The 24,796-nt window shown below is 56.7% G+C and carries 23 protein-coding genes and 1 tRNA gene; 19 read left to right on the forward strand and 5 right to left on the reverse strand.

Annotated features, from left to right (window positions below; translation table 11 throughout):
• Nucleotides 1-195 precede the first annotated feature (195 nt).
• The 9 genes from SPI05_RS02730 to SPI05_RS02770 all read left to right on the forward strand — a co-directional run bounded on the left by SPI05_RS02730 (nt 196) and on the right by SPI05_RS02770 (nt 8,974).
• Nucleotides 196-1,038 carry a ParA family protein gene (locus tag SPI05_RS02730; RefSeq protein WP_282922652.1) on the forward strand — a complete coding sequence of 281 codons (843 nt, stop codon included), beginning with the start codon at nt 196-198 and terminating at the stop codon, nt 1,036-1,038.
• On the forward strand, nt 1,028-1,867 hold the full coding sequence (locus tag SPI05_RS02735; RefSeq protein WP_321075929.1) for a ScpA family protein: 840 nt from the start codon (nt 1,028-1,030) through the stop codon (nt 1,865-1,867). Before SPI05_RS02730 ends, SPI05_RS02735 begins: the two co-directional genes overlap by 11 nt.
• Nucleotides 1,858-2,526: an SMC-Scp complex subunit ScpB gene (scpB, locus tag SPI05_RS02740; protein ID WP_321075931.1), complete on the forward strand. Its 669-nt coding sequence runs from the start codon at nt 1,858-1,860 to the stop codon at nt 2,524-2,526. Before SPI05_RS02735 ends, scpB begins: the two co-directional genes overlap by 10 nt.
• Entirely contained in the window at nt 2,498-3,334 is an 837-nt protein-coding gene (locus SPI05_RS02745) for a pseudouridine synthase (RefSeq protein ID WP_297346698.1), read from the forward strand. The genes scpB and SPI05_RS02745 overlap by 29 nt, the downstream gene beginning before the upstream one ends.
• The gene (locus tag SPI05_RS02750; RefSeq protein WP_321075936.1) at nt 3,331-4,560 is read left to right on the forward strand and encodes a prephenate dehydrogenase; all 1,230 of its coding nucleotides are present in this window, start codon (nt 3,331-3,333) and stop codon (nt 4,558-4,560) included. The genes SPI05_RS02745 and SPI05_RS02750 overlap by 4 nt, the downstream gene beginning before the upstream one ends.
• Before the next feature lie 142 nt (nt 4,561-4,702).
• Entirely contained in the window at nt 4,703-5,428 is a 726-nt protein-coding gene (gene cmk, locus SPI05_RS02755) for a (d)CMP kinase (protein ID WP_321075940.1), read from the forward strand.
• Between the two features lie 44 nt (nt 5,429-5,472).
• Nucleotides 5,473-7,044, forward strand: a complete 1,572-nt coding sequence (gene der / locus SPI05_RS02760; RefSeq protein ID WP_321076259.1) for a ribosome biogenesis GTPase Der — start codon at nt 5,473-5,475, stop codon at nt 7,042-7,044.
• A gap of 111 nt (nt 7,045-7,155) precedes the next feature.
• A tRNA-Pro gene (locus SPI05_RS02765) sits at nt 7,156-7,229 on the forward strand.
• 755 nt (nt 7,230-7,984) lie between these two features.
• Nucleotides 7,985-8,974, forward strand: coding sequence for a hypothetical protein (locus SPI05_RS02770; RefSeq protein ID WP_321075943.1), 990 nt, complete (start codon nt 7,985-7,987; stop codon nt 8,972-8,974).
• A gap of 89 nt (nt 8,975-9,063) precedes the next feature.
• Here SPI05_RS02770 and SPI05_RS02775 read toward each other — a convergent pair whose 3' ends face one another.
• Nucleotides 9,064-10,902: an AMP-dependent synthetase/ligase gene (locus SPI05_RS02775; protein WP_414601959.1), complete on the reverse strand. Its 1,839-nt coding sequence runs from the start codon at nt 10,900-10,902 to the stop codon at nt 9,064-9,066.
• Between the two features lie 168 nt (nt 10,903-11,070).
• On the opposite strand from SPI05_RS02775, the gene SPI05_RS02780 reads away from it, so the two are divergent.
• Nucleotides 11,071-12,489: a hypothetical protein gene (locus tag SPI05_RS02780; RefSeq protein WP_321075947.1), complete on the forward strand. Its 1,419-nt coding sequence runs from the start codon at nt 11,071-11,073 to the stop codon at nt 12,487-12,489.
• A 55-nt stretch (nt 12,490-12,544) separates the two neighbouring features.
• On the opposite strand, the gene glnA is transcribed toward SPI05_RS02780, so the two are convergent.
• Nucleotides 12,545-13,966 (reverse strand): type I glutamate--ammonia ligase, encoded by a 1,422-nt coding sequence (gene glnA / locus SPI05_RS02785; RefSeq protein ID WP_321075950.1) that lies wholly within the window; start codon nt 13,964-13,966, stop codon nt 12,545-12,547.
• Nucleotides 13,967-14,262: 296 nt separating this feature from the next.
• Between glnA and SPI05_RS02790 the strand changes: the two genes are divergently transcribed.
• The 9 genes from SPI05_RS02790 to SPI05_RS02830 all read left to right on the forward strand — a co-directional run bounded on the left by SPI05_RS02790 (nt 14,263) and on the right by SPI05_RS02830 (nt 22,440).
• The gene (locus SPI05_RS02790) at nt 14,263-15,369 is read left to right on the forward strand and encodes a thiamine ABC transporter substrate-binding protein (RefSeq protein WP_321075953.1); all 1,107 of its coding nucleotides are present in this window, start codon (nt 14,263-14,265) and stop codon (nt 15,367-15,369) included.
• 27 nt (nt 15,370-15,396) lie between these two features.
• Nucleotides 15,397-17,082 (forward strand): iron ABC transporter permease, encoded by a 1,686-nt coding sequence (locus tag SPI05_RS02795; protein WP_321075955.1) that lies wholly within the window; start codon nt 15,397-15,399, stop codon nt 17,080-17,082.
• A 16-nt stretch (nt 17,083-17,098) separates the two neighbouring features.
• Nucleotides 17,099-17,866 carry an ABC transporter ATP-binding protein gene (locus tag SPI05_RS02800; protein WP_321075959.1) on the forward strand — a complete coding sequence of 256 codons (768 nt, stop codon included), beginning with the start codon at nt 17,099-17,101 and terminating at the stop codon, nt 17,864-17,866.
• Nucleotides 17,867-17,965: 99 nt separating this feature from the next.
• The gene (rraA, locus tag SPI05_RS02805) at nt 17,966-18,457 is read left to right on the forward strand and encodes a ribonuclease E activity regulator RraA (protein ID WP_321075961.1); all 492 of its coding nucleotides are present in this window, start codon (nt 17,966-17,968) and stop codon (nt 18,455-18,457) included.
• Nucleotides 18,458-18,582: 125 nt separating this feature from the next.
• Entirely contained in the window at nt 18,583-18,945 is a 363-nt protein-coding gene (locus SPI05_RS02810) for a hypothetical protein (protein WP_321075963.1), read from the forward strand.
• Between the two features lie 23 nt (nt 18,946-18,968).
• Nucleotides 18,969-19,640 carry a hypothetical protein gene (locus tag SPI05_RS02815; RefSeq protein WP_321075965.1) on the forward strand — a complete coding sequence of 224 codons (672 nt, stop codon included), beginning with the start codon at nt 18,969-18,971 and terminating at the stop codon, nt 19,638-19,640.
• A gap of 90 nt (nt 19,641-19,730) precedes the next feature.
• The gene (locus SPI05_RS02820; protein ID WP_321075967.1) at nt 19,731-20,756 is read left to right on the forward strand and encodes a hypothetical protein; all 1,026 of its coding nucleotides are present in this window, start codon (nt 19,731-19,733) and stop codon (nt 20,754-20,756) included.
• Nucleotides 20,744-21,349 (forward strand): ATP-binding cassette domain-containing protein, encoded by a 606-nt coding sequence (locus tag SPI05_RS02825; RefSeq protein WP_321075970.1) that lies wholly within the window; start codon nt 20,744-20,746, stop codon nt 21,347-21,349. The genes SPI05_RS02820 and SPI05_RS02825 overlap by 13 nt, the downstream gene beginning before the upstream one ends.
• 77 nt (nt 21,350-21,426) lie before the next feature.
• On the forward strand, nt 21,427-22,440 hold the full coding sequence (locus SPI05_RS02830) for a hypothetical protein (protein ID WP_321075971.1): 1,014 nt from the start codon (nt 21,427-21,429) through the stop codon (nt 22,438-22,440).
• 123 nt (nt 22,441-22,563) lie between these two features.
• On the opposite strand, the gene SPI05_RS02835 is transcribed toward SPI05_RS02830, so the two are convergent.
• The 3 genes from SPI05_RS02835 to SPI05_RS02845 all read right to left on the reverse strand — a co-directional run bounded on the left by SPI05_RS02835 (nt 22,564) and on the right by SPI05_RS02845 (nt 24,539).
• Nucleotides 22,564-23,049 (reverse strand): DUF4411 family protein, encoded by a 486-nt coding sequence (locus SPI05_RS02835; RefSeq protein ID WP_321075974.1) that lies wholly within the window; start codon nt 23,047-23,049, stop codon nt 22,564-22,566.
• Nucleotides 23,046-24,221: an ImmA/IrrE family metallo-endopeptidase gene (locus tag SPI05_RS02840; RefSeq protein WP_321075980.1), complete on the reverse strand. Its 1,176-nt coding sequence runs from the start codon at nt 24,219-24,221 to the stop codon at nt 23,046-23,048. Before SPI05_RS02840 ends, SPI05_RS02835 begins: the two co-directional genes overlap by 4 nt.
• A gap of 129 nt (nt 24,222-24,350) precedes the next feature.
• On the reverse strand, nt 24,351-24,539 hold the full coding sequence (locus SPI05_RS02845) for a hypothetical protein (RefSeq protein WP_321075986.1): 189 nt from the start codon (nt 24,537-24,539) through the stop codon (nt 24,351-24,353).
• Between the last annotated feature and the right edge of the window lie 257 nt (nt 24,540-24,796).

Below are 24,796 nucleotides of genomic sequence, written 5' to 3' on the forward strand. Positions count from 1 at the left end.
ATGGCATCGCGAAGCGAGTGAGCCATCGCGTTGATGGCGGAGGCGGCGTAAAAGCGACGTCTGGGGGACGTCGCGCCGCCGTAGCTCCAAGCGGGAAGGGGCATCGCGAAGCGAGTGAGCCATCGCGGTGGTGTGGTGACATATCAAGGGAACAACTTTGGGTAAACTGTAAGGGTGAATGCTAACCAACCCGCGATGATGCCTGTTCCTGATACGGATAAAGAGTACCCCGTTCCGAAGCCTCTGAAAGGCCACGGTCCGGCGCGGATTATCGCCATGTGTAACCAAAAGGGCGGGGTTGGCAAAACTACGACATCCATCAACTTGGCGGCAGCCTTGGCAGAATACGGCCGCAAAGTACTGCTGGTAGATTTCGATCCACAGGGCGCGGCTTCGGTCGGTTTAGGAATTAACGGTCACGAGATGGACACAACTATCTATTCCCTGATGGTCGGCCCGCACCGCGACTTGACGACTGCCGATGTCATTCACCACACCAGCACGGAAAACCTCGACATCATTCCGGCCAACATTGACCTTTCCGCCGCGGAGTTGCAACTGGTAAACGAAGTGGCGCGGGAATCTATCCTGGCTCGGGTGCTGCGGGAAGTAGAGCCGGAATATGACGCGATTATTATTGACTGCCAGCCGTCACTAGGTTTGCTCACGGTCAATGCTTTGACGGCGGCTCACGGGGTCATTATTCCGGTATCTACTGAATTTTTCGCCCTGCGCGGGGTGGCGCTGCTGATGGAGACTATTGAAACCGTGCGTGACCGGTTGAACCCGAAACTGCAGTTGGACGGCATTTTGGCGACGCTGGTGGATTCGCGAACCCTCCACTCCAAGGAAGTTCAGGAACGCCTGCTCGAAGCCTTCCAAGACAAAATGTTCTCCACCGTCATCAAACGCACTGTGAAGTTCCCCGACTCTACCGTGGCGACCCGGCCTATCACCGAATTTGCCCCCACCCATGAAGGAGCCCAAGCCTACCGCCGCTTGGCGCGCGAAGTGATAGCTAAGGGCTATGTCGCCTAACCCTGACCCGAACCTGCTCGTCACGTCACCGGACAACCAAGAACCGGCAGACTTGGACACGGCGGATACCCCCGCTTTTGAGGTTCATTCACCCGAGTACACCGGGCCGTTTCACCTGCTGGCGGACTTGGTTGCGAAACGCAAACTGGACATCACGGCTTTTGCCCTCGCCGAAGTGACCGCGGATTTCCTCGCTTACCTGGACAAATGGCCCAATCTGGCCGAAGCGACCGAATTCCTGGTTATCGCGGCAACTCTGTTGGACATCAAAGCGGCGCGGCTCTTGCCGGGCATGGCTGACAGCGAGGAGGACTTGGAACTCCTGGAAGCCCAGGACCTGCTGATTTCCCGACTCATTCAATACCAAACCTATAAAGAAGCCTCGAACTATGTTGAGGAGCAGCTGGAGGTCTTTCAACTGGTGACAGGACGCGTGCCGGGAGACGAGCCGGCTCTGAAACACGTCCTAGCGGAACTGAAAACCCAGATTGACCCCGAGGAGTTGGCTCGCCGCGCCGCCAGCACCTTGTACGCGGTTCCTCCACAAGTCCTGGTCTCCCACCTGCACGATCCGCTCGTTTCGGTTCATGAGCAGACCGCGGTGCTGACCGAGCGTCTGCAACGTGCCCGCACCCTCACGTTTAAAGAACTTGTGGCAGACGCCAAAACACTGCCGGTAATCATTTCGCGATTCCTGGCTCTGCTGGATATGTATCGCTCCGGGGTATTGAGTTTTACCCAGGAAAATCCTTTAGGTAAGTTAGTTATCACCTGGGTCGGCTCCAGCGAAACCGAGACCGAACCCCAGATTGAGGACGAATGGGAATGAGCGACGACCAAGAATTATGGGCTTCACTGGAAGCTATTTTGATGATTACCGAAGCGCCGGTAGGTGTGGACGTGTTGTCCGTAGCCCTGCAGACCCCGGAAACAGAGGTGTACGCCGCCCTGCAGGGGTTGGCTGCGGAATATCGCGGTGAAGGCGGGGAGGGAGCCCTGTTCGGCCGCCCGCGCGGATTTGAGCTGCGAGAAGTCGGCGGCGGGTGGCGTATCTACGTGGCGCCGCGGTTTCAAACCTTGGTGCAGCGCTTCGTCACCTTGGGTTCTACCGGTCGGCTCTCACAAGCGGCGTTGGAAACTTTGGCGGTAGTGGCTTACAAACAGCCCTGTACCCGCGCCCAAGTCGCAGCCATTCGCGGGGTGAACGTGGATTCGGTAATGCGTAACCTGGCGGCGCGCGGGCTCATCGAGGAATGCGGCCAAACGAACCTTGGAGCTTTGCTGTACCGTACCACCGCGGCTTTCCTGGAACAGACCGGGCTGGACAGCCTGGATCAGCTACCGCCCTTAGCTCCATATATGCCGGCTAACCCCGATTTGTCTCAGGTCTTGGCGGCGGAAACGGCCGACATGCTGTGGGATGCTCAAACTCAACGCAGTGCGGAAGACAGCGAAATCAATGACACAGAAAGCAGTACAGATGACTGAGTCGGAAACCAAAAACACCGTGACCAGTGCCGACACGCCCTTGCCCGAGCCGGAAACTGAAACCCAGACCCGTCCCGAAGCCACCAGCGAACCCGAGCGTCTCCAAAAGGTATTATCCCGTGCCGGCGTCGCCTCCAGGCGTGCCAGCGAGGACCTGATTGCGCAGGGCCGCGTCCAGATAAACGGCGAAACCGTGCGAGAAATGGGGGTAAAAGTCCTGCCTACGGACCGGATTACGGTAGATGGGCAGCGGATTCACACCGATACGGTCCTGCAGGTCTGGGCTTTTCACAAGCCCGTTGGCACGGTTTCTTCGATGCAGCCCGAGGACGATCGTCCCTGCATCGGGGACTGGGTGACGAAACTGCCCGAGCGGGTTTATAACGTGGGTCGATTGGATGCAGCTACGGCGGGATTGCTGCTGTTGACCAACAATGGTGAGCTGGCGAACCGAATCATGCACCCGTCTTACGAAGTCCCGAAAACCTATGTTGCGGTGGTGCAAGGCCAGGTCAAGATGGGTTTGGGTAAGGTGCTGCGCCGCGGGGTCGAGCTGGAGGACGGCACGGTGAAAGTCGATAAATTTAAGCTCATCGAAGTGCGCAAGGGCTCCTCAATCGTGCAGCTGACCCTCCATTCGGGCAAGAACCGCGTGGTGCGCCGCCTGCTCTCTGAGGTGGGCCACCCGGTGTCCGCCCTGACTCGCACCGGCATCGCCAACCTGACTTTGGACGGTCTGAAAGAAGGCCAGTTCCGGCTGCTGCATGGCAACGAGTTGGCCACCCTGCAAGAAATGGTGGGACTATGAGCGAAACTTTGCCGCATTCCACCCCGCAGCCCGGTGCCGCCGTGGTCGGTACGCGTGGGCCGGTGTTAATTATCGGCGCAGGTTTGATTGGGGGGTCTGTTGGTTTGGCGCTGTGCCGCGCGGGAGTGAACGTTTACCTGCGAGATGCGTCCCCAACGGCGATGGCTTTGGGTGAAAGCCTGGGAGCCGGCCGGGTCTGGCGCGAGGGTCTGCCCGTGCCTTCCATAGTGTTGGTCGCTACCCCTCCCGATGTGACCGCCGGTGTCGTTTTGGCGGCGTTGCGGGAGTTTCCCGCGGCTTTCGTGTTTGATGTCAGTTCCGTGAAGGATGCGGTGGTGCACGAGGTCGTGGCGGGGGATAGTGCCGCGGCACCGCGCTATTGCTCGGTACACCCCATGGCTGGCAAGGAAGTGAATGGAGTGGGGGCCGCCACCGCGGACTTATTCGCGGGTCGGCCCTGGGTGGTGGTGGCGCACCAGGCGACCCGCCCTGATGTGGTGTTGGCGGCGCGGACTTTAGGGACAGACCTGGGTGCGTTCCTGTTGACTTTGGACGCTGACGAGCACGACCGGGCGGTAGCGTTGGTTTCGCACGTGCCTCAGTTGGTGTCATCCTTGATGGCCGGGCTGCTGGTGACGGCCCCTCCGGCCGCTTTAGAACTAGCGGGGGGCGGCTTGCGCGACGTTACCCGCATCGCAGCCTCGGACCCGCGTCTGTGGAACGCCATCTTGGCTGGCAACGAAACCGCGGTGCGCGAAATCCTGGTGGAACTGCAAGGTCACCTGCAGGCTCTCATCGCCGGACTGAGCCCGGAAGGCCCTCGCGAAGCCGGCAACCCGGACGGTAATCCGACCGAAACAATCCCGCCCACCCGGCCTTGTGACCCCTCTCAGAATAGCGCGCGCACCGCCTGGAATTCTCCCGCAGTGGGCGCAATTAATACCGTGTTGGTGCGCGGTAACGAGGGCGTGGGCCGGATTCCCGGCAAGCACGGTGATGCCGCCTCGAAGTACGGAGTGGTGGCAGTGCTGGTCCCGGATGAGCCGGGCTTCCTGGGGCGTTTGTTCAACGAGGTGGGCTCTGCCGGTATCAACGTGGAGGATTTCCGCCTGGAACACTCTTTGGGGCAAGCGCGCGGGCTGGCCTACCTGTACGTGACGCCGGCTTCGGTAGAGCCGCTGATGGAACATCTGGCGAAGCAGGGCTGGTCGCTGGCAGAGGTCTGAACCGGGGGCACGATACCGCAGTTTTTGGCATAACGGGTCATTACAGGCCCTATTTGTCGGTAAGATAGGTTTGCTTAGGGCGTTACCGGTTTCACTGTGGAATACTGGAGCGTTGCTTAATATTTGGAAAGTGTAGGGGAGCATGGAATACGCGAACTATGAGGCATTGCGCGAAAAAATTTTGGGACGCGGGGTAGTGGTCGCCATCGATGGACCCAGCGGTTCGGGCAAATCCACCATTTCGCGTAGTGTGGCGGCAGCCCTGGACTTGGGATACCTAGATACGGGAGCGATGTACCGTGCCGCCGCCTGGGGCGTGGAACACCGCGGCGTGGATCTCAACGATCCCATAGCCATCGCGGCAGCGGTGCAGACCATGAAGTTCACCGTCAACGCGGTTCCCCACGCACCCAGGATTTTTGTGGACGGCGTGGATGTCATGCACGTGATTCGCACGGACCACATCAACACCATCGTGTCCGCCGTCTCGAGTGTGCCGGAAGTGCGGACCACGCTGATTGCGCTACAGCGCGACATTATCGCCCAGGCTCGCGAATCCACTCGCGGTATCGTGGTGGAAGGCCGGGACATCACCACCGTGGTGGCACCCGAGGCACAAGTGCGGATTCTTTTGACGGCCGATGAGGCGACGCGGGTCAGTCGGCGGGCTTTGGAAGATCAAGGCGATGCTCGCAGTGAAACTTTGGACCGGGAACGCTCCCTGGTTTTGGACCGCGATGCCCGCGATGCCAAAGTCACTTCTTTCCACAAAGCCGCCGATGGAGTGACCACGGTGGATTCCACCGATTTGAGCGTGTCGCAAACTTTAGATACGGTTATGCGTCTGATTGATCAGGCGACGAATTGAGGCTTGGACCGGATTCTGGCCAGGCAGTTACGCACGGGGGAGAAATGACCGAGGAAACCACCGGAGACACCGGGGACACGACGCTGTCTCAACAGCCCAATCCGATTGCGCCCAGCGGTGAACTTCCGGAAATGGAATACGAAAACTTTGTCGATGATGGCACGGTAGACCCCGCGGACGCGGCGCGGGAAGCGATGTTGCGCGAGGGGTTGGAAGACTACGACCTAGAGCCGGAGGACCTGGATTTACTCTCCGGGGATATGACGCTGGACGCCGCCGGATTGCCCGCCACCCCAAACTGGCCGACCCTCGCCGTGGTGGGTCGTCCCAATGTCGGCAAATCCACCCTGGTGAACCGCATTTTGGGCCGCCGTGAAGCTGTCGTGCTGGACGAACCGGGAGTGACGCGGGACCGGGTCACTTACGATGCAAACTGGAACGGGCGCAACTTCCACCTAGTTGATACCGGCGGCTGGGACGTGGGGGTTTCCGGGCTGGACCGGGCGGTTGCGGATCAGGCCGAAATCGCGATTGACCTGGCGGACGCCGCTCTGTTCGTGGTGGACGCGAATGTGGGGGCGACCGCCACCGATGAGCGTTTAATGAAGCTGCTGCGTCGTTCGGGTAAGCCGGTGATGCTGGTGGCCAATAAAGTCGACTCGGAGCGGCAAGAGGCCGATGCCGCCGCCTTATGGAACCTAGGCATGGGTCAGCCCTACCCGATTTCTGCCCTGCACGGGCGCGGGACGGGGGACTTGCTGGACGCCATTTTGCAGGTACTGCCCGAAGCTGGGGCCACACCGGTGACTCGTGCCGAGGACTCTACGCCACGGGTCGCCCTCGTGGGTCGACCCAACGTGGGCAAGTCCTCGCTGCTCAACGCCCTGTCCGGGGCGGGACGAGCCGTGGTTTCAGAAGTTCCCGGCACCACTCGCGATCCGGTAGACGAGGTTTTGGAGCTGGACGGGCAGCAGTGGGTTTTTGTAGACACCGCGGGGGTGCGTCGGCGGGTCAAACGCAGCGTGGGGGCGGATTACTACTCGGTGTTGCGCACCCAAGCCGCCATCGAAAACGCTGATGTGGCGCTGGTCTTGTTGGACGGTGGAGAACCTCTCACGGAACAAGACGTGCGGGTCGTGAACCAAGTCGTCGATGCGGGCCGAGCCTTAGTGCTGGTGAACAACAAGTGGGATCTAGTGGACGAATATCGTCAGGGTGAGCTGAAATACGAGCAAGAAGCGGATTTGGCGCACGTGTCGTGGGCGCCAAAGATTAACATCTCGGCGAAAACCGGCTGGCACACGAACCGGATTACGCGGGCGTTGCAAGCCGCATTAGAGGGGTGGACGATTCGTATCCCAACCTCGCGTTTGAACGCGTTTTTGGGCGAGCTGGTCGCGGCTCATCCCCATCCACTGCGCGGCGGCAAACAGCCGCGTATCCTCTACGCGACCCAGGCGGGGGTGTGTCCGCCCCGTTTTGTCCTGTTTACGACCGGTTTTTTAGATCCCCAATATCGCAGGTTTATCGAGCGTCGGTTGCGCGAGACTTTCGGTTTTGTGGGTTCTCCGGTGCGCATCGGAGTGCGGGTGCGGGAAAAGCGGAAAGGTCGTTAGGGATTTTCCCGGTTTTTCAACGCTTTATCAGTTGATTGGCTCCCGGAGGCAGCAGCGGTTTTTTCTTCGGTTCCCAATAGGGTAAAGTGTCTATGTTGCTTTTCGGGCAATCGGGCTGTGGCGCAGTTTGGTAGCGCACTTGACTGGGGGTCAAGGGGTCGCAGGTTCAAATCCTGTCAGCCCGACAGTTTGTTTAACGAGCGGTTTCCCACAATCGGCGGTGGCGGCCGGGAAGTTTCTGACTTCCGAATTGCTGAGAATAAATGTTTTCCTCAAAGTTCGCTATCAACAATTAATTCAAACCAACGGTAGGCCTGAAAACGTGCTCATAAACATTTGCAAATACCGCCGCACGATTAGCTGTTACGGCGAGACAACCACCCTGAGTTAATCCCAAATCTGTGGACAAGCTGGGAAATCACTTAAATTCGCCGAGCGTTCCTGAATGTCTGAGTTTTTTCGGAGTATCTGTGAAAAATGAGTTGGTGGTCGGACAGCACATTTTCGACTTTCTCAGTGTTTTGAATAGACAATAGACACTTCAGGCTGAGAAATATGGCTCTAAGTGCAATTATGTTAAAAAATGTGTTTCCGATACGTGTAAATGTCAATACAAAAATCATTTTAATGTCAGGTCAAATGACACTCCCGCCCACACCTCCAATATGTGATATTGCTCACACCAATTTCCTATCTTTTACCGTCTGTAAGGGTTTTGAATGTTGATAATTCAGCGATTTTTCCTGTCACCTAGCTGAAAACTTACTGAAATGAATAATTTCACCAAATTTTGGAGTGCTTGGCACAGCAACCAATCCGCGTCATTAAGCCAAAAAAAGACTATACTTATGAGTACAGGTTGGCCGTCGGACAGGTAACTGTCAGGCGCTGACTGAGGAGCGATATACAGGGTATCGCTGGAGCATGGAGGTCTCCTATCATGAAAAACTCGCATAAGCTTTACGCCGCAGGAGGCGGCTTACTTATAGCTGCGATGATGGGCTTTGCCCCGTCCTTCGCGGATGACGGCACTCAAGCCGCAATCGAAGCTGACCCCGCTATCGAAGTTGCGGGCGCTACAGCTACTGAAAATGACATTACTGTCGCAGGTACTGAGGAAACTGCCGAAGCGCAGGAAACTCAGGCTGAACCTGCTACCTCAGAGGAAGCCACGGAAGAAGCTACTCCGGGCCTCGGAGCGGAACCAGCACCGGGTACAGAGCCAGCCGCGGAGGAAACTACGCCAGCTGCTGAAACCCCTGATACTGAGGTTTCCGAACCTGCTGAGGAACAGACCGCTCCGGCCGAAGAAGGCACTGCCACCGAGACTGAGCCCGCTGAAGAGGCCGCTCCTGCAGAAACGCGGGTAGAAGCGGAGGAAGCTGCTCCCGCCGAGCCGGCTGAGGCTCCTGAGCCCGCCCCGGCGCGAATTGTTCCCGTCACTTACGTGGTGCCTCATTACAGCGCGATGGCTCCGGTGTCCACTCCGGTGGCCACACCTGACCCCCAGGCTCCTGCTCCGTTGCTGACCATGGCCAAGACCGAAAACACCCCGCAAGCTGACCCGAATGGTCAGTCCCAGGTCGTGTGGTTCGAACTTCCGGAACCTGCCGGTCCGGCACTGGTTCCCGGTCAGGCCACTCCGTTGCTGAACGCCGCAGTTTCTGAAGCTCCGGCAGTCAACGCGAACGTGGTTCCTGCCACCGATGTTCAGACTTCCGCTGTGCAGGCAGCTCCTGCTCAGCAGGCGCAAGCAAATCGGGCTCAGACCGTTGCCGAAGCTGGCAGCTTGAGCCGCTCCTTGGCTCGCACCGGTTCCGTTGCCCAGTACGCTGCTTTGCTCTCTGTCGCGGCCCTGATTGCTGGCGTCGGATTGCTGGCTGGCGCAGTCGTCACTTCACGGCGACGCGCCACCACGGTTGAACACTGATTCGTTCAATCTAAATAACAAAACCTCCACTTGTTGGACCCGCCATTCGCGGGTCCAACATGATTTAACTTCCTTGTTCCGCGCGGAGTCTATTTGGCGTAGATGGCTTCGATTTCCTTGGCGTATTTTTGGATTACCAGTTCCCGGCGAACTTTTAAGGACGGCGTCAACAGGCCGTTGTCTACGGTGAAGTCGCCGATAATAACCCGCACTTTGCGGATAGATTCGGCTCGGGAGACAGTGGCAGAGGCCCGCTGGGCGCCTTTCATCAGAGATTCTTGAACGGCAGGGTGCACAGCGGCAGTCGCCGGATCCATGGGGGGAAGTTTGTGATTGGCCAGCCACGTGGGCAGCATTTCTCGGTCCAAAGTCACTAAAGCCGACACGAACGGCTTCTTGTCCCCGATGACGACCACGTTGGAAACCAGGGGGTGACCGCGGAACGAGTCCTCCAACGGCGCCGGAGAGACGTTCTTTCCCGAGGCGGTGACGATGAGTTCCTTCTTGCGTCCGGTAATGCTGAGGAATCCATCGTCGGCGATTTCGCCCAAGTCTCCACTGGCGAACCATCCGTTCGGGTCCAAAGCCTCGCGGGTCGCCTCAGGGTTGTTGCGGTAGCCGCGCATTACCAGGTCGGAACGGACAAATATTTCCCCGCTGCTATCAATTTTTAGTTCCACGCCGGGCAGCGGACGTCCCACGCTGCCCATTCGGATATTGCCGGGAAGGTTACCGGTAACGGGACCGGCGGTTTCCGTTAAACCCCAGCCTTCGATTACTGTCAGGCCCAAGCCACGGAAAAAATGTCCCAGGCGTGCGCCCAGGGGGGCACCGCCGCTGATGACCCACCGGCAGTCCCCTCCCATCAGCTCCAGGAGTTTAGAAAACAGCAGTTTATCCGCAATCGCGTGGGAGCGATGCAAGCGGAATCCGACAAATTTGCGGTTCGGATCCTCCAAGGCTTCCGAGTAGTGAATGGCTTGCGCCACTGCCCAGCTGAAAATCGTGTGTTTCAGGCCACGACCGGACTTGACCTGAGCTGCGGTATAAATTTTTTCCAGAACCCGTGGAACCACAATCATGCTGGTGGGACGGAACGACTGCAGGTCATTCAGCAGGTTTTTCACATTTGGGACGCAGCCCAGCACGCCGCGCCCGGAGAGTACCGTGTAGGAACAGAAACGGGCAAACACGTGAGCTAGCGGTAAAAACAGCAGCAGACGGGTCTTTTTGTTGTCGACGACTTCGGGCAGGCTGTCCCCAATCATCAGAGCCATATAGACGAAGTTGCGCTGAGTCAGCTCCACGCCTTTCGGTTTTCCCGTCGTTCCGGAGGTATAGACGATGGAGAGTAGCGAATCGAGGTTGACCGAGGATAGACGATTCCGAACCTCCTGTTTGCGAATATTGGTTCCCTTGAGACGAATCTGGTCCAGCGCCCCGTCCTGGATGGCGGCCACTCCGCAATCCACAACTCGTCCAGTGGACTCAACCAAACGGGTCTGGGTTGCGGTTTCGGTAATGACAAAACGCGCCCTGGTATCCTCCAAAATCCAGTCCACCTGGGCAGCCGAATCGGTTTCATAGATGGGAACCACAGTCAGGCCAGCCGACTGGGCAGCGTAATCCAATAAAATCCAGTCGTATGAGGTGCCTGCCATAATGCCGATGCAGTCCCCAGCCTCTAAGCCCATGCCGATAAACCCGCGTGCCACATCGATAATCTGGTTAGCAAAGGTGGAGGCGGTGATTTCTTCCCAACCGTCACCGAAAGGCTGGGGCCGCATCATCACGACAGCCTGGGGAGTGCGGCGTGCCCGGGTGAAAAACAGCGCGGGTATGGAATCGTTGGGTTCCAAGCTGATTTGGGCGGGGGTGGCGTAATAATTCGTGGTCAACAGAGCCTCCTGAATCAATATGTTTAACATACCGCAAAATGGGTCGGAAGGTTAGACATAGCACTTGGCTCAAATCTGCCGAAATGATGGACTTTGTGACCGCGTAGTCTCATAATGAAACCAGGAGTGCCGATGTGAGAGTTATCCATTCGGTGGGTGAAATTTGCCAGATAGATTTCATTGAGAGGAGGAGCGTCCATGAGTATACCTGCGGTCGGCCCCTCCTTTACGCTGGGAAATCCGGGGGTTGCCAACGCTGCCAATGTGGCTAATGCCGCCCAAAACGCCGCTACCGCCGCTCAAAACGCGCAAGCTGCGGTCAACAATGCGGCAGCCAATATGGGAGCGGCGACCCAGCAAAATCTGAATGCAACCGGTCTGCCGATGCCACAAAACTCAGCCGCGATTGCCAATGTGGTGGCGGGGCTAGCTTCGGCGCAAAACACATCCAAGGCCGCTACCGGAAAGCCCAATCCGGCGTCCGCCCAATCCAACGCTTCTCCAGCAACTCAGCTGCTGCCCAACACCGGAACTTCCAGCACCACCCTGGACTCCGCACTGCAAAACTCCCGCAGTGCCTGGCAAAACGCCGCCGGGCAAGCCGCCGCCCAAAGGGGTGGTGCGAATCCGGATTCTTTGGCACGAATGCTGCAAACCTTTTCCCAATCCACCGTGTCTCCCGGCACGGTACAAACGTCTTTGGGTCGTGCCCAGATAATTCCTCCCGGACAGGGTGCGAACCTATATGCCGCGGCTCAAAACAGCGGGGCTGCAGCCACCGCGAACCCCGCACCCGCGCCGGGAGCCGCAAATCCAGGCACAGCCGCGGCCGCAACTACGGCCCAAAGTGCCCTGCCCACCCCGGCAAATGCCGCGGCCAGCCCAAATCCCGCCACCGCCACTACAGCCCAGTCGGCAGCTCCACAGCAGGCTGGCGCCCAAACAGCCACACAGACAGCTGCCGGCGCGGCGACCCTGCGGGCGGAAGGAGCCCAGACTCAGGCCGCTCCTGCCCCGGCAACTCCGGCCGGCACTCCCGCGAGTGCTCCCGGTGGGCCGGCGGTTCCGGCCGCATTGCCCGAAGCGGCGGTGCGTCAGGCCAACGCGGCCCAAGCCAACGCTCAGCAAGCCGTCACTCAGGCACTTACTTCAACCGCTAGTGAGGGAAAAACCGCGGCCGCGCATTCCCAGAACCAGGCACGCAACGCCGCAGTAGCCCCCGACGCTAACCCTGCACCCGCTTTGCCAGCCCCGACGACACCTCAAGATCCAGCCCCGAAAGCCGGTCAGTTAGGCACCAGCGTGAGTGGTGTATCGGAGGACCCGATGTATATGAGCCAAGTCGCGGCAGCCAGCGGATTTGGGGCCAGGCTGCAGCAGAGCCTGAACCTGAACCTGGGCATCGCCAACCTCACAGCCGGCAACCTCATCAGTTTCTGCGGCGTGCTGGTGATAACCCTGGTCGTTATGCGAATTTTTGTTGACGGGGTGGTTCCAGAGGAAATTGTCGCGCTGAGCTTCGCGGCCATTATCGGAATCATGCTGATGATAGGGCCGTGGCTGATGCGGGACAAGCCCAGAGATAAAAACGCGCCGCCGCCACCCGGAAAAAGGTGACGGCAACGCGAAAGTGCGCCAGGTTCCTTGTGAACCTACGGAAAAACGGCAGCTATCAGCAGTTGTAGTACAGTTCAAACTCCAGCGGATGGGGATGCACGAATAACTTTTGCACCTCATTTTCGCGCTTCAGCCTAATCCACGTCTCTATCAGGTCAGTCGTGAACACATCGCCCTCGGTGAGAAACTCGTAGTCGTCCTCCAGGGCGCGCAATGCCAAATCCAATGACGGCGGCAGCTTGTCGATGTCGCGGTACTCCTCGGGGGGCAGCTCGTAAAGGTCTTTGTCGATAGGCTCGGCCGGCTCGATACGATTGCGAATCCCGTCCAGGCCCGCCATCAGAATCGCGGGGAAAGCCAGGTAGGGGTTCGCCGAAGGATCGGGTACGCGGTACTCGACGCGTTTGGCCTTCGGGGAAGTCCCGGTGACCGGAATGCGAATGCAAGCCGACCGGTTACGCGCCGAATACACCAAGTTCACCGGGGCTTCAAAGCCCGGCACCAGGCGGCGGAAAGAGTTAATGGACGGATTCGTAAACGGCAGAATCGCGGCCGCGTGACGTAGCAACCCGCCGATAAACCAACGTGCCAGGTCAGACAGACCGCCATAGCCGTTTTCACCGTAGAACAGGGGATTACCGTCTTTCCACAGTGACACGTGGCAGTGCATTCCCGAACCGGCCTGCCCCCACAAGGGCTTGGGCATGAAAGTTACGGTCTTGCCCAGTTCGATAGCTTTGTTTTTCACGATGTATTTGAACACTGTGAGATTGTCCGCAGCGTGCAGCAGCGTGGAATAGGTGTAGTTGATTTCCTGTTGACCCGAAGCCCCGACTTCATGATGAGCTCGTTCGATTTCAAAACCAGTCTCTTGCAAGACGCGCACAATGGCGTCCCGGTCGTCGGCGGTGGCATCCATCGGGGGGACGGGGACGTAGCCGGCTTGGAATGGCATCTTGTTGCCCAAGTTGTGCCCGTCCTCCCAATCGCCCGAGGTTACGGGGGATTCTCGCGAACCGATTTTTACGAAAGTATCGTGCGGATCGGTGCGAAATTGGATGGAATCGAACAGGTAAAACTCCGGTTCGGGAGCCAGGTATGCCGTATCAGCGATGCCAGTGGACTTGAGATACGCCTCCGCCTTTTGGGTCACGCCGCGCGGATCGCGGGAAAACGGTTCGTTCGTAAAGGGATCCACGATAGAGGAATACAGCACCAGGGTCGGTTCCCGGCGGAACGGATCGACGAAAGCCGCGGTGGGGTCGGGAATCAGTTTCATGTCGGATTCATGAATCGCGGTGAAACCATTAATGGACGACCCGTCAAACATCATTCCGTCAGTAAGTGTTTCCTCCAACATATTTGTGGGGATAGTGAGGTGCTGCATAGTTCCGTAAAGGTCGGAAAAGCGCACGTCGATGAAACGAATGTTTTTCTCTTTCACAAAATTAATTACTGACTGCGAATCATTAAACACTCCGGAACCTCCTGCAAGGCAAAAATTTATACATATTTACCATTCTATTTTTACCTTTCGCCCAGGTGTCCGCCAAATCGGCGCGCCCACAGATTTTGTCTGGCGATGGCATATACTTAGAGGCACGACAGGGGAGCGAAATTCGCTGAGAGTGCCGTGGCTTTTTGCGTTGCATGAAGCGGGCAGACCCTCGCACCAGGCAAGTAATGTTGCCGAGGAAGTCGAGTAAATCTCGGTTCGCGCCGCCCAGGACGCGAACTTTTCCCCTGCTCTTACTGATTTTAGAAAGGGCAGTTATGTTTTCTATTACTCGTGGACCAGCCTCGTCCCGGACTTTGGCAGCGTTGGCCGCAGCAGGGCTGTGCGCGGCTTTTCTGGCGGGCTGCAGCGATTCGCGTCCGGCCGACAGCGCCACCAGCACCCCGGGAACTGACAAAAACACGTCCAGCGGCACGGTAACCCTTGTGACCTATGATTCATTCCCCCTGAGCGATGAAACCGCCGCCGCCTTTACCGACAAAACGGGTTACCAGTTAAAGGTGGTTAAGAACGGCGATGGGGTAGAACTGACCAACAAACTGATTTTGACCAAAGATGCGCCGTTGGGCGACGCTGTGTTCGGCTTTGATAACAACACCGCTCAGGCCGCTGTTGATGCCGGCGCTTTGGCGGATTTTACCGGGAAGCTCGCTCCCAGCGTGCAAAAGGTACGCGGGGATTCGAAACAGTTGGTTCCCGTGGATCGCGGCGAGGTTTGCGTGAACTACGATGTCGCCTACTTCCAAAAGAAAGGCCAGCAGCCCCCGGCAACCTTCGACGACCTAGCGAAACCTGAATACAAAAACCTCACCGTGGTAGAGGATCCCCGCACTTCCACGCCGGGCCTGGCTTTCCTGCTGTCCACTATCAATGCCAAGGGCGAAAACGGGTGGATGGACTACTGGAAGTCCCTGAAAGATAACGGGGTAAAGGCCGTGAGCTCATGGGATGATGCGTTCAACGTTGACTTTACGGCGGGTTCCAATGACAACGGCAGCGCGGCTTACCCCATCATGGTGTCCTATGCTTCCTCCCCGGCTTGGGCAGTCAGCGATGACGGGAGCGTTTCCACCATCGGTAATGTGCCGGCGACTTGCTACCAGCAGATTGAATACGCCGGGGTGCTGAAGGGCGCCAAGAACCCGGCGGGTGCCGCGGCGTTGGTCCAGTTCCTGACCGAGGAAACGGCGCAAAAGGACCTGACCGAGAACAACTATATGTATCCGGTGTTGGATACGGTGCAGCTGCCCGAACCGTTGGCCAAGTTCGGCGCCCCGTCGGGACAGGCGGCCATGCTGAAAGTTTCTGACGTAGTTAAGAACCGCGAAGCCTGGGTGCGTTCCTGGGCCTCGATTATGGGCTAGTCGTCCCGAGCGTTCGAAAGGCGATAAATGGAAAAAACAGCCCCCAGGGTGGCTATAGCGGTGATGGTTTTCCTGCCGCTGGCCTTCCTGGGGCTGTTTTTTCTGTGGCCGACCCTGCGGATTATCGGCCTGGGTTTGAGCGGTACGGCGGCTGGTTTGGGTTCTGGCGGGAGTGCTGGCTTCGGCGGGGCTTTGCGCGAGATGCTCGGTCGAACCCGGACCTGGACGACCCTGTTTTGGACCCTGGAGATGGGTTTGCTGGGGACCATATTCTCAGTTTTCCTGGGTGTCGCCGGGGCTTGGGTGCTCTACGGGCTGCGGATCCCGGGGCGTCGAGTGTGGCGCACCCTCACCGGGGTGCCTTTCGTGTTGCCATCGGTAGTCGTAGGGGTGGCATTCCAGAATTTGTTGGGGCCGGGAGCACCCTTGGGTTTCCTGGGTCTGTCCGAGAGCCGTGCTGCGATTATCTTGGCGATGGTGTTTTTTAACTTTTCCCTGGTCGCGAGGATTGTCGGCAACGCTTGGACGCGTTTGGATCCGCGTCCCGCACAAGCGGCGCGGGCGCTCGGGGCCAGTCCGGCCCGGGCGTTTTTGACCGTGACCCTGCCGCGGCTGGGTCCGGCGATTTTTGCTGCGGCTTCCCTGGTGTTTCTGTATTGCATTACGTCTTACGGCCTGATTCGGGTGCTGGGCGGGGTAAAAATCACGACGTTGGAAGTCGAGATTTACCTTGAAACCGCCAGTTACCTCAATCTTTCGGGAGCTGCGGTTTTGTCTATCCTACAGATTCTCATCGTGTTGGCGGCTCTGGGTATTAATGGGGTCGCGCGGGCGCGTTTTGAACGTGCGGGGGCGTTGCGCACCGTGCCACCTCGGCGGGTGCGCCGCGAGGACGCTTTCGCGCTGGTCTTGACCGGTTTCGGGATTCTGTTGGTGGCCCTGCCGCTGATTTTCATGGTGGTGGCTTCGCTGCGTTTGGCGGGTCGCTGGACGCTGGCGAACTATCGGGCATTGGGCCAGCCAGGAATCGTGGCGCAGTTGCCGGGTACGGCTTGGGCAGCGTGGGGGTATTCCCTGCAGGTGGCGTTACTGTCCTGCGCGATTTCCCTGGTCATGGGGCTATCGGTGGCTCTGGTCGTGTCCCGCCGAGTGCCGCCGAACTCGCGGTGGCGCGGGGCTCAGGAACTGTTCGATATGCTGTTTTCCTCTCCCCAAGGCGTCAGCGCGGTTACGGTGGGTTTCGGAATGTTGATAACTTTGCAGGCTCCGCCGCTTTCCCTGCCCGCTAACGCGGCGTTTCTGGCGGCCGCACAAGCGGTGGTGGCGGTGCCGCTGGTGTTGCGTTCGGTCTTGCCGACCTTGCGAGCCGTCAATCCGCATCTGCGGGAGGCGGCAGCGACTTTGGGGGCCAATCGTCTGCAGTCTTTCGTCACGGTGGAGCTGCCCGTTTTGGCGCGGGTCAGCGGGGTCGGGGCTGGTTTTGCTTTCGCGATTTCTCTGGGGGAGTTCGGGGCGACTAGCTTCTTGGCCAGGCCGCTGGAGCCGACACTGCCGGTGGCGATTTTTGCTTTGAGTTCCCGTCCGTCCGCGCAGGCACAAGGGGCGAGCGCCGCCGCGAGTGTGGTGCTGGCGCTGACTTGTGCGTTGGTCATGTTCGTGGCAGAAAACAGTTTTGCCGCTACTACGCGAGGCCCGCGGCGGCGACAGTCTTAGAGGGGAGAATAAACACGTGAATGATACTGCCCACCCAGGCTTGTGCCTGCGGCAAGTGACCTTTTCCTACCCGCCAAACCGACGCGGTGAGGCTCCCATGCCGGTTTTACAGGACGTGAACCTGGACGTAAACCGGGGCGAAATCATGGTGCTGCTGGGGCCGTCGGGCTGTGGGAAATCAACCCTGCTGCAGGTTGTGGCGGGATTGCTGCCAGCCGATTCCGGCACTCTGACCTGGGACGGCGTCAACCAGGAGCCCATTGCCACCCATCGGCGCGGATTCGCGATGCTGTTCCAAGACGGCCAGCTGTTTGCCAACCGCAACGTGGAACGCAATGTCGGCTACGCCCTGGAACTGCGCCGACCGCGCCCTAGCAAAACGGAAATAGCCACCACGGTCGCCGAAATGCTGCAGCTGGTGCGGTTAGAGGGCATGGAAAAGCGCCGTGTCGATACTCTCTCGGGAGGACAGGCCGGGCGGGTCGCCCTCGCTCGCGCCCTAGCGGCTAGGCCGAAACTGCTGCTGCTAGATGAGCCGCTTTCCGCCCTTGACGAACAGCTGAAGTACGAGTTAGCCGCCGAAATCCGCGACATTGTGAAACGCAGCCACATCACCGCCGTTTACGTCACTCACGATCAGTCGGAGGCCGCCCTGGTGGCGGATCGGGTGGGGATCATGCTCGATGGGGCGATTCGTCAGACCGGCACGTTGGAGGAGCTGAAAACCCACCCGGAGACCCGTGAAGTCGCCAAATTCCTGGGAGTTGCCTTTCCCCCTCGGTAAGTTCGAGAAATTCGTTAGACTGGTGACGCCAGCTCCCCGAGACCGGTGCATTAGTACCATTCTTGCGGTATGCAGTGGTGTTTCGGAAAGGAAACGACAATGAAACAGAACATGATAGCCCCTCTCGCGACCACGGATTTGTATGACGAATACGGTGACAAACTGCGGGTTTGCGATATTCAGATGGCTAACTTTGGCGGGCACAAGGCTTTCGCCGGCCAGATTACCACAATCCACTGCCACCTGGATAACGGCCTGGTGAAAGCCACGCTCAACACGCCGGGGGAGGGCCGGGTCCTGGTCGTTGACGGAGAGGGGGACCTGCACACGGCCTTGTGCGGGGACATGATTGCGGGTGCCGCAGTAAAGAACGGTTGGGCCGGGGTCGTCATCAACGGGGCGATTCGCGACTCCGCAACGATCCGCGGTCTGGCTCTGGGCATGAAAGCGCTGGGCACTACCCCTCGTAAATCCGCCAAAGACAGCGTGGGTGAAAGCGATGTGGAGCTAAACTTCGGGGGCATCACGTGGCGCCCCGGAGACATCTTGCACGCCGACATGGACGGAATCGTTTTGCTGCCAAAAGAGTAAGCCAGCGCCCTTGTGATCTGTAGCCCAAACCCACTATCGCGCTCAATATACCTAAGGTACTCCGGTTCGTTGACACGGGGTAGACTCAGATGTGTGATAGGGTAAATTCGTGAAAGGAGACGAAGATGTCACACGTAGCAAAACTCATTCCAATGGCAATGCTGGCTCTAACCATTTCGTTGCCCGCCCAGTTGGGCTATGCATCGGAAACAGACTTTTCCAATGACGAACTCCTCGGCAACTCTACACAATCGGCGGGATGTACCTTTACGGTAATCAGGAACGACAGTATGGGTTTTGGAGTGAAGGTAAACAGCTGTAGCTCAGGTAAGTGGCTGAAAGCTAAGAAACCGTACTATTTAAATGACAATAACCCTCGTCTCTACTATGTGAATGGTAACTGGGCTGGAAGCCCAGGGGCGGTGAGTATTGCCGTACGACCCCAGGGAACTCTCGATGGTGGTTCTGGTATTTTACAATTCAATTAGTCAGCTCTAGAGGTGTAACTGCGATGGTGCGGAAACTTGAGACAAGTATCCTCGTTTTGTTTTCCGCCTGTGTCCTCCTAGCGGGTTGTGCCAGTCACGATAATGAGACAGAGGGCGCCTACTCAGCCGAAATTGCTCAACTACTTGACGAGAATTCCTCGACTTTTGTAAAGAATGTGCTGGCGGACAGAAACATCAGTGATGAGGAAGCCGAGGAAGCCCGCAGTAAATATATAAGTTGTCTTAGTGAAAACGGTTATGAGACGCAGGTAAGTACAGACCAATACGGAATTAAGCAGATAGACACTGTTGGCGACGTTCCGCTGCAAGTGGATGATAAATGCTCCGTGGACACTCGAGACGTATTGAGTTTGTATGATCGGATGCGTGAAAACCCGCAGAACGAGGACCTGGATGATGTGTTGGCGGCTTGTTTTGTGCGCCATGATTTGGTTCCCAAAGATTTCACCGGTAAAGACTTGAAAACCCTACAGGCTGATTTACCGACTTTTTCTGCAGATAATCAATGCGATAAGAATGAGCAGGATTATTATCAGTGTCTTGAAGCTCAAAACGCGAAAATCAACGAGAAGATTGCAAACTCGGAGGTGCCCACTATTGTTCTTCCTGGCGGGCGTGAACTCAACGGTGACGACCCGGAGATTTCGCATTGCCAGGCTGACCCGCAGTGGTGAAATTGCACAATAAACAGCCCTCGAGTGTCACAATTGGTGAATAAATCTAGGAGCGGAGAACTGTTGGAAACGGTTAATAAAAAAAGTCAAGTGTCCTGGCGGCTGGTTGTAGTGGCGGTTACGCTGGCTCTTGCCTTGGGGGCGTGTTTGGGTTTCGTTTTGGCACCCGTGAAAACACCCGGACTGAGCCTGGTTAGTGATGATTCTAAAGAGATTTCCACGCCAACAATTAAGTTCCTTGACCCCAAGCGTCTGCCAGTTACGGCCACGCTCCTATCTGGAGGCGAGCTGGTGGTCAATGGTTCAGGCACTATCACGGCATATACCTGCACGCCTGGAGACACTATCAAGTCTGGAACCAGTTTCATTTCGCTTGATGGACAACCATTGCTGGCCTTGCACACCGAGGTGCCGTTGTGGCGTGACCTCCAACCGGATACCAACGGCGTTGATGTCAATGCCCTCCAAGCTGAGCTGCAAAAACTCGGTTATCCAGTCACCCCGAGCGGAAAATGGAATCAAGCTACGAGCTTGGCGCTAAAGAAACTATGGGGCACGCTCGGCGTGCATGACACGCAGTCATTGCCCAAAATGCGTCTTATCTGGATTCCGGCTGTGGAAGTCGGGGTGAAAGCCTGCTCGTCTAAACTCGGAACTGAGATTGGGGCGGGAACTTCGGTAGCAACCATCAGTGATGTAATCTCCGCACTCAAGGTGGATCCGGTTCCTGACACCGCGCGCATGGCGGTAGCGGGTAAAGCAAAAGTTGAAATTCCCCCTGACGGTAAAATCACAGATAGTGCTTTCTTAGCAGCTTTTGCTGCTACCTCTAGCTATCGAGCCTGGTCAGAAAACCCTGAGAGCCAACAGCTCAACGTGACGGCGGAGTTAAAGAATCCGCTTTCGGCTATCTCGGTTCCGGCCGCTGCTCTTTACGGTATAGATGCTGATACGGCCTGCGTACTTTCAGGAAAGAAAGCCTACCGGGTGCGGATTGTTTCTTCTGAACTCGGTCAGACCATTGTGGTGGCTCAAGGAAAAAGCTCTGGCGACTCTACCTTGCCGAAAACGGTGCGGGTGAATCCGGGAAAGGACGCGCCGCCGTGCGCCTCGTAGTTTCCGGTTTGGCACATCGTTTCCAGGGCACTGGGAACCTTTTTGAAAACCTTAGTTTCACCCTCGAATCGGGTGAAATGGTTGCTATCACCGGACCTTCAGGGTGTGGTAAATCGACTCTCTTGTCGCTACTGGCCGGGTGGGAGTCACCCACGGAGGGCGAAATTACCCGGGAAGGGGAGGGGAAAATTTCGTGGGTTTTCCAAAATCCGCTGGGTTCACCTAAGCGCAGCGTTATTGACCACGTGTCCTTGCCGATATTGGCGGGCGGCGCGTCAAGACGAGAGGCAGAAAAGCTGTCTTACCAGCTATTGGAACGTTTCGACCTGTCCCAGCAAGCCGTTCAGCCCTACGCAACGCTCTCGGGCGGGCAAGCAACCCGGCTGATGCTGGCTCGTGCTTTCGCCGCTCAGCCAGCGCTTCTGCTAGTGGACGAGCCTACTGCGCAACTTGACACCCACACAGCTGCCTCGGTGAATGCGGTCTTAGGGGAGCTTGCCTCGACTAACACCATTGTGGTGATTGCCACTCACGACCCGGATACGGCCAGCAGTGCGCAGCGTGTTATTAACTTAAAGGAATTCGCAAAATGATGCGCGGCTCAGAAATCTGGCGCGAAGCCTGGCGCAACTTTAGCACAGGGGCAGGCAGCATATTGTTGAGCGCATTGGTGCTCTTAGTAATTGTGGGATTGGGATCCGTTTTCGTCAGTAGCTACGGCTCTGGGGTGGCTCGAGCAGGAACACACTTTCGTGAGTCGGGAGCCTCTACCTATGTGATACGTGCGAACGAGATGGTGGATTCACAGAGGTGCGTTAATCTAAAAGGCGTCGGTTCGGTGCAGGCAGCGGGTGCCTTGCGGGAGGGTAAAGACATTTATTTCGCAGCTATGCCATCGCGGGCAGTTTCCACTTTTGAAGCCACCCCTGATTTTTGGCGCTTGTTGTCAGCGAACACCACCGGAGCGGTTTTCCTGAATCAGCCCGGCGTGTGGATTACTGACACTCTGGCACAAACTTTGGGGGTGCGCCCCGGCGAAGAAGTGGTTTTGCTCGACGGGCAGAAACTCTCTATAGCCGGGATATTTGCCTACCCCGATGATGGTCGTAACCGTGACCTAGGATATGCGGTCGTTATGCCTGTAGCGGTCGTAAAGGATTTTAGCCAGTGCCTCATCGAGACATGGCCGGCAAGCCCTGAGGACGCGAGTTTGCTGTTGTCATCGCTAAAAATAAACCAATCCACCGGGGCAGGGGATGAGATTCCTACGCCACAGCAACTCAACACAAGTCTTGGCCGGGCGTTCAACGCAGCGAATTCATGGGACACGTTGTTGAGACTCGCGGTTGGTCTGTCTGCTATTGCCGGTTTCGTGATTGGTTTTGTCTGGATATTTTCGCGCCGCTTAGTGTTGTCTTCTAACCTCCATTGTGGAATAGACCGGTTAACTTTGCTGCTGATAAGTCTCGCCGAAACTAGCATTGTTCTGTTTTTTTCCCTTATCACCTGGCTGCCGTTTGGGTGGTTTGCCGCTGCTTTCGGCGCAGCCCCAGACGCTTTAGTCAGTTTTGGGGCAGGGCTAAGGACTTTCCTAGCGGGAAGCGGAGGTTTTGTTTTCGGCGTGGTGCTGGGGATTAACAGAGTCAAGGAATCACACCTGTTCCGGTACTTCAAGAACCGTTAACCGATTGGACGGAATCGTTTTGCTGCCAAAAGAGTAAGCCAGCGCCCTGGTGAATAGAAGTCCCAGGCCCCCTTATCGTGATTAAAATATGTAAGGAACGCCGCTGGGGCGCAGTACTAAAGGTCAAAGTATCAGCTTGGCTTTTAGTGAACGCATCATGTCAAAAGTGTTGCAGTATTCTACTTTAAGGTGTTGGCAGGCTTCGGGTATCTTTATGCGGCTTTTCCGGTTTGGTTCTGGTTTTTCCAGTGTTACTACAACAAAGCCATGCGCTTTAGCGTAAGCAACTAGGAACAGGTCAGCGCTTTGCCGGAAGGTGTTAATCGCATGTTGCTTGTAGTGTTGGTCTCCAGCCCAGGTACTCAAGTCTTTCACATATTTCAAGGTGTTTTCGTCAATGTCCAGGAAAAACCCTTTCCTGGAATTTATCCAGGTAAGGAGATCTTTGTCGTTACCGTTCATCAGCTCGTCATAAACATTTTTAATACTGTTAATATCACCGTTGGTCATGGCTCTATTTAGCCACTCCCAGAACCCGGGAGCTATGTCGAAACCATAATAGCGGTTTTTGGACTCGATAAAAATGTTTGTGTCTAACAGGTACGTCACGCCACCTCCAAGTGTTTTGCGAGGTGATCTATAGCTTCCGGATTTTTGATTCCGAGGATGCTTAACGCTTCGGTGTACAGGGTTTGCCCTTCGAGAGTGCTAGTAATTACCGCGCGGGTCAGGGTTTTACTAGCACGCAAGGGGAGCATGTTATAAAAGTTTCCCCCTGCACTGCCCGGGGTCGAGTTATGCAGGTATTCTAATGCTTGTTCTTCTTCTTGTTTATACCAGGTGGTGTATTTGTCCCAGGATAATAGCCCCGCTCCGTAAAGCCGGTTCAGTACTGTTAGCGTGCTGGTGTAGGTTTGTCGAGCCAGGTTATCGACTAATTGTTGGTTGAGTTCTCTTGTGGTTATGTTTGTGATGAGAGAATCGGGAATCAGGGTGTGTGCCGCGAATTCGTTACACCACAGTTCTGTATCGTTCTTATCGGATTTTCCCGTATCGGTAAGCGTGGGGTTGTCTAGTGCGCTTTGCCCCAGAAGTATGTGCCCAAACTCGTGTAGGAGGGTGAAAATTTTCCCAGCACGGGTATCTTGACCGTTGATGAATATTAGCGGTGTGATTGCATCTGTCAGGGCGAATCCTCTGAATTCGTCAACGTCTAGAATCCGGTGAGTATTGTGCTTAACTATCCCGTTCACTATGACGAGTATCCCGGTCTCTTCAACCCTTTGGCATAAAATCCGAAAAGCCTCATCGTAGTTTCTGGCTTCTTGGTGGGTTAAGGGCAGTTTCAACAGCGTTTTAGCCATTTCTGCGGCTTCTTGTACAGGAGTTCCTGTACTACAGGAAGCGACGAAATCGAGAGGTTCTGCACCGTTTTCCAGCGCATAGTCACGGTACCAGTCTTGTTTAGCTTGGGAATCATAGATCGTATCCAGCAAGTCTGCTGTTAAGTGCGTAAGATCCCGGTTCTTCACTGTTCGCATATCCGGGATAGGCAGAACTTCTGCCGGAGGAGTGTCCAAGAACAGCATCCCAACAGGCGTGTGGGTTTTATCCGCAAAAGACTGTAATTGCTTGAGAGTCGGGCTGGTTTTTTTGCTAATCCAGTTCCCCAGACCGGGAATGCTCTCGGTCAGGTCGAGCAGGGATTTACCACTGCGTTCTACCGCCCACAATAGCAATTCTGGGGAAACACTCACCCGCACACTCACCCGCACACTCACGACGCACCCCCCTGTTGCCTAGAACCGTCCGCAGACTAATGCCCATTTACTGCTACAGTTTATAAGAAAACGTTTCGCAGCGTACAGGGTTTCCACCCGATCACGCGGACTTACAACAGCCCGCCGGAGCTAGCCAACTTGGGCGAGCAGCCGCGGTTCTGAGGGCGCTTCCGGGGTATCGGGGACGTGAAAAGCAGCCCGGATACGCGCGCCAACCTGCGCGCTGCACCCGACGAACAGGTATTCCAGATTCCGCAGGTGAGTGACTTTACCAACCTTGGTTCCCTCCGGGTTATAGATACCGATTTGGGCACCCACGTAGCGTTTATAGTCAAAAGTCAGCGCTACGCAGTCCCTATCTAAACGGCAATTATCGTATCTGGGGTGCGCTATATGATTTTGGCATGGCTAAGAAAATACTCGCGTTCATTTTTACTCAGCAAAGGTCGATTTAGGTCATTAGAAATTGGGAAGTCAGGTTTCGGAAGTAAAAGTTTGGTTTTTAAAAACAGTCGATTTTCCGCACCTTCTGCCTGGTCAACATTCCCAATGCGGCAGCAACACCCAGACAAAAA

The sequence above is a fragment of the Mobiluncus sp. genome, from assembly GCF_034180645.1.
Taxonomy (GTDB): Bacteria; Actinomycetota; Actinomycetes; order Actinomycetales; family Actinomycetaceae; genus Mobiluncus.

What these genes read in the sequence shown, in the direction of transcription:
- SPI05_RS02735 (WP_321075929.1), top strand. Translation starts at nt 1,028, where the DNA reads ATGTCGCCTAACCCTGACCCGAACCTGCTCGTCACGTCACCGGACAAC.
- SPI05_RS02780 (WP_321075947.1), top strand. Translation starts at nt 11,071, where the DNA reads ATGAGTATACCTGCGGTCGGCCCCTCCTTTACGCTGGGAAATCCGGGG.
- SPI05_RS02790 (WP_321075953.1), top strand. Translation starts at nt 14,263, where the DNA reads ATGTTTTCTATTACTCGTGGACCAGCCTCGTCCCGGACTTTGGCAGCG.
- der (WP_321076259.1), top strand. Translation starts at nt 5,473, where the DNA reads ATGACCGAGGAAACCACCGGAGACACCGGGGACACGACGCTGTCTCAA.
- SPI05_RS02795 (WP_321075955.1), top strand. Translation starts at nt 15,397, where the DNA reads ATGGAAAAAACAGCCCCCAGGGTGGCTATAGCGGTGATGGTTTTCCTG.
- cmk (WP_321075940.1), top strand. Translation starts at nt 4,703, where the DNA reads ATGGAATACGCGAACTATGAGGCATTGCGCGAAAAAATTTTGGGACGC.
- SPI05_RS02775 (WP_414601959.1), bottom strand. Translation starts at nt 10,902, where the DNA reads ATGTTAAACATATTGATTCAGGAGGCTCTGTTGACCACGAATTATTAC.
- SPI05_RS02815 (WP_321075965.1), top strand. Translation starts at nt 18,969, where the DNA reads ATGGTGCGGAAACTTGAGACAAGTATCCTCGTTTTGTTTTCCGCCTGT.
- SPI05_RS02810 (WP_321075963.1), top strand. Translation starts at nt 18,583, where the DNA reads ATGTCACACGTAGCAAAACTCATTCCAATGGCAATGCTGGCTCTAACC.
- SPI05_RS02770 (WP_321075943.1), top strand. Translation starts at nt 7,985, where the DNA reads ATGAAAAACTCGCATAAGCTTTACGCCGCAGGAGGCGGCTTACTTATA.
- SPI05_RS02750 (WP_321075936.1), top strand. Translation starts at nt 3,331, where the DNA reads ATGAGCGAAACTTTGCCGCATTCCACCCCGCAGCCCGGTGCCGCCGTG.
- rraA (WP_321075961.1), top strand. Translation starts at nt 17,966, where the DNA reads ATGAAACAGAACATGATAGCCCCTCTCGCGACCACGGATTTGTATGAC.
- scpB (WP_321075931.1), top strand. Translation starts at nt 1,858, where the DNA reads ATGGGAATGAGCGACGACCAAGAATTATGGGCTTCACTGGAAGCTATT.
- SPI05_RS02745 (WP_297346698.1), top strand. Translation starts at nt 2,498, where the DNA reads ATGACACAGAAAGCAGTACAGATGACTGAGTCGGAAACCAAAAACACC.
- SPI05_RS02730 (WP_282922652.1), top strand. Translation starts at nt 196, where the DNA reads ATGATGCCTGTTCCTGATACGGATAAAGAGTACCCCGTTCCGAAGCCT.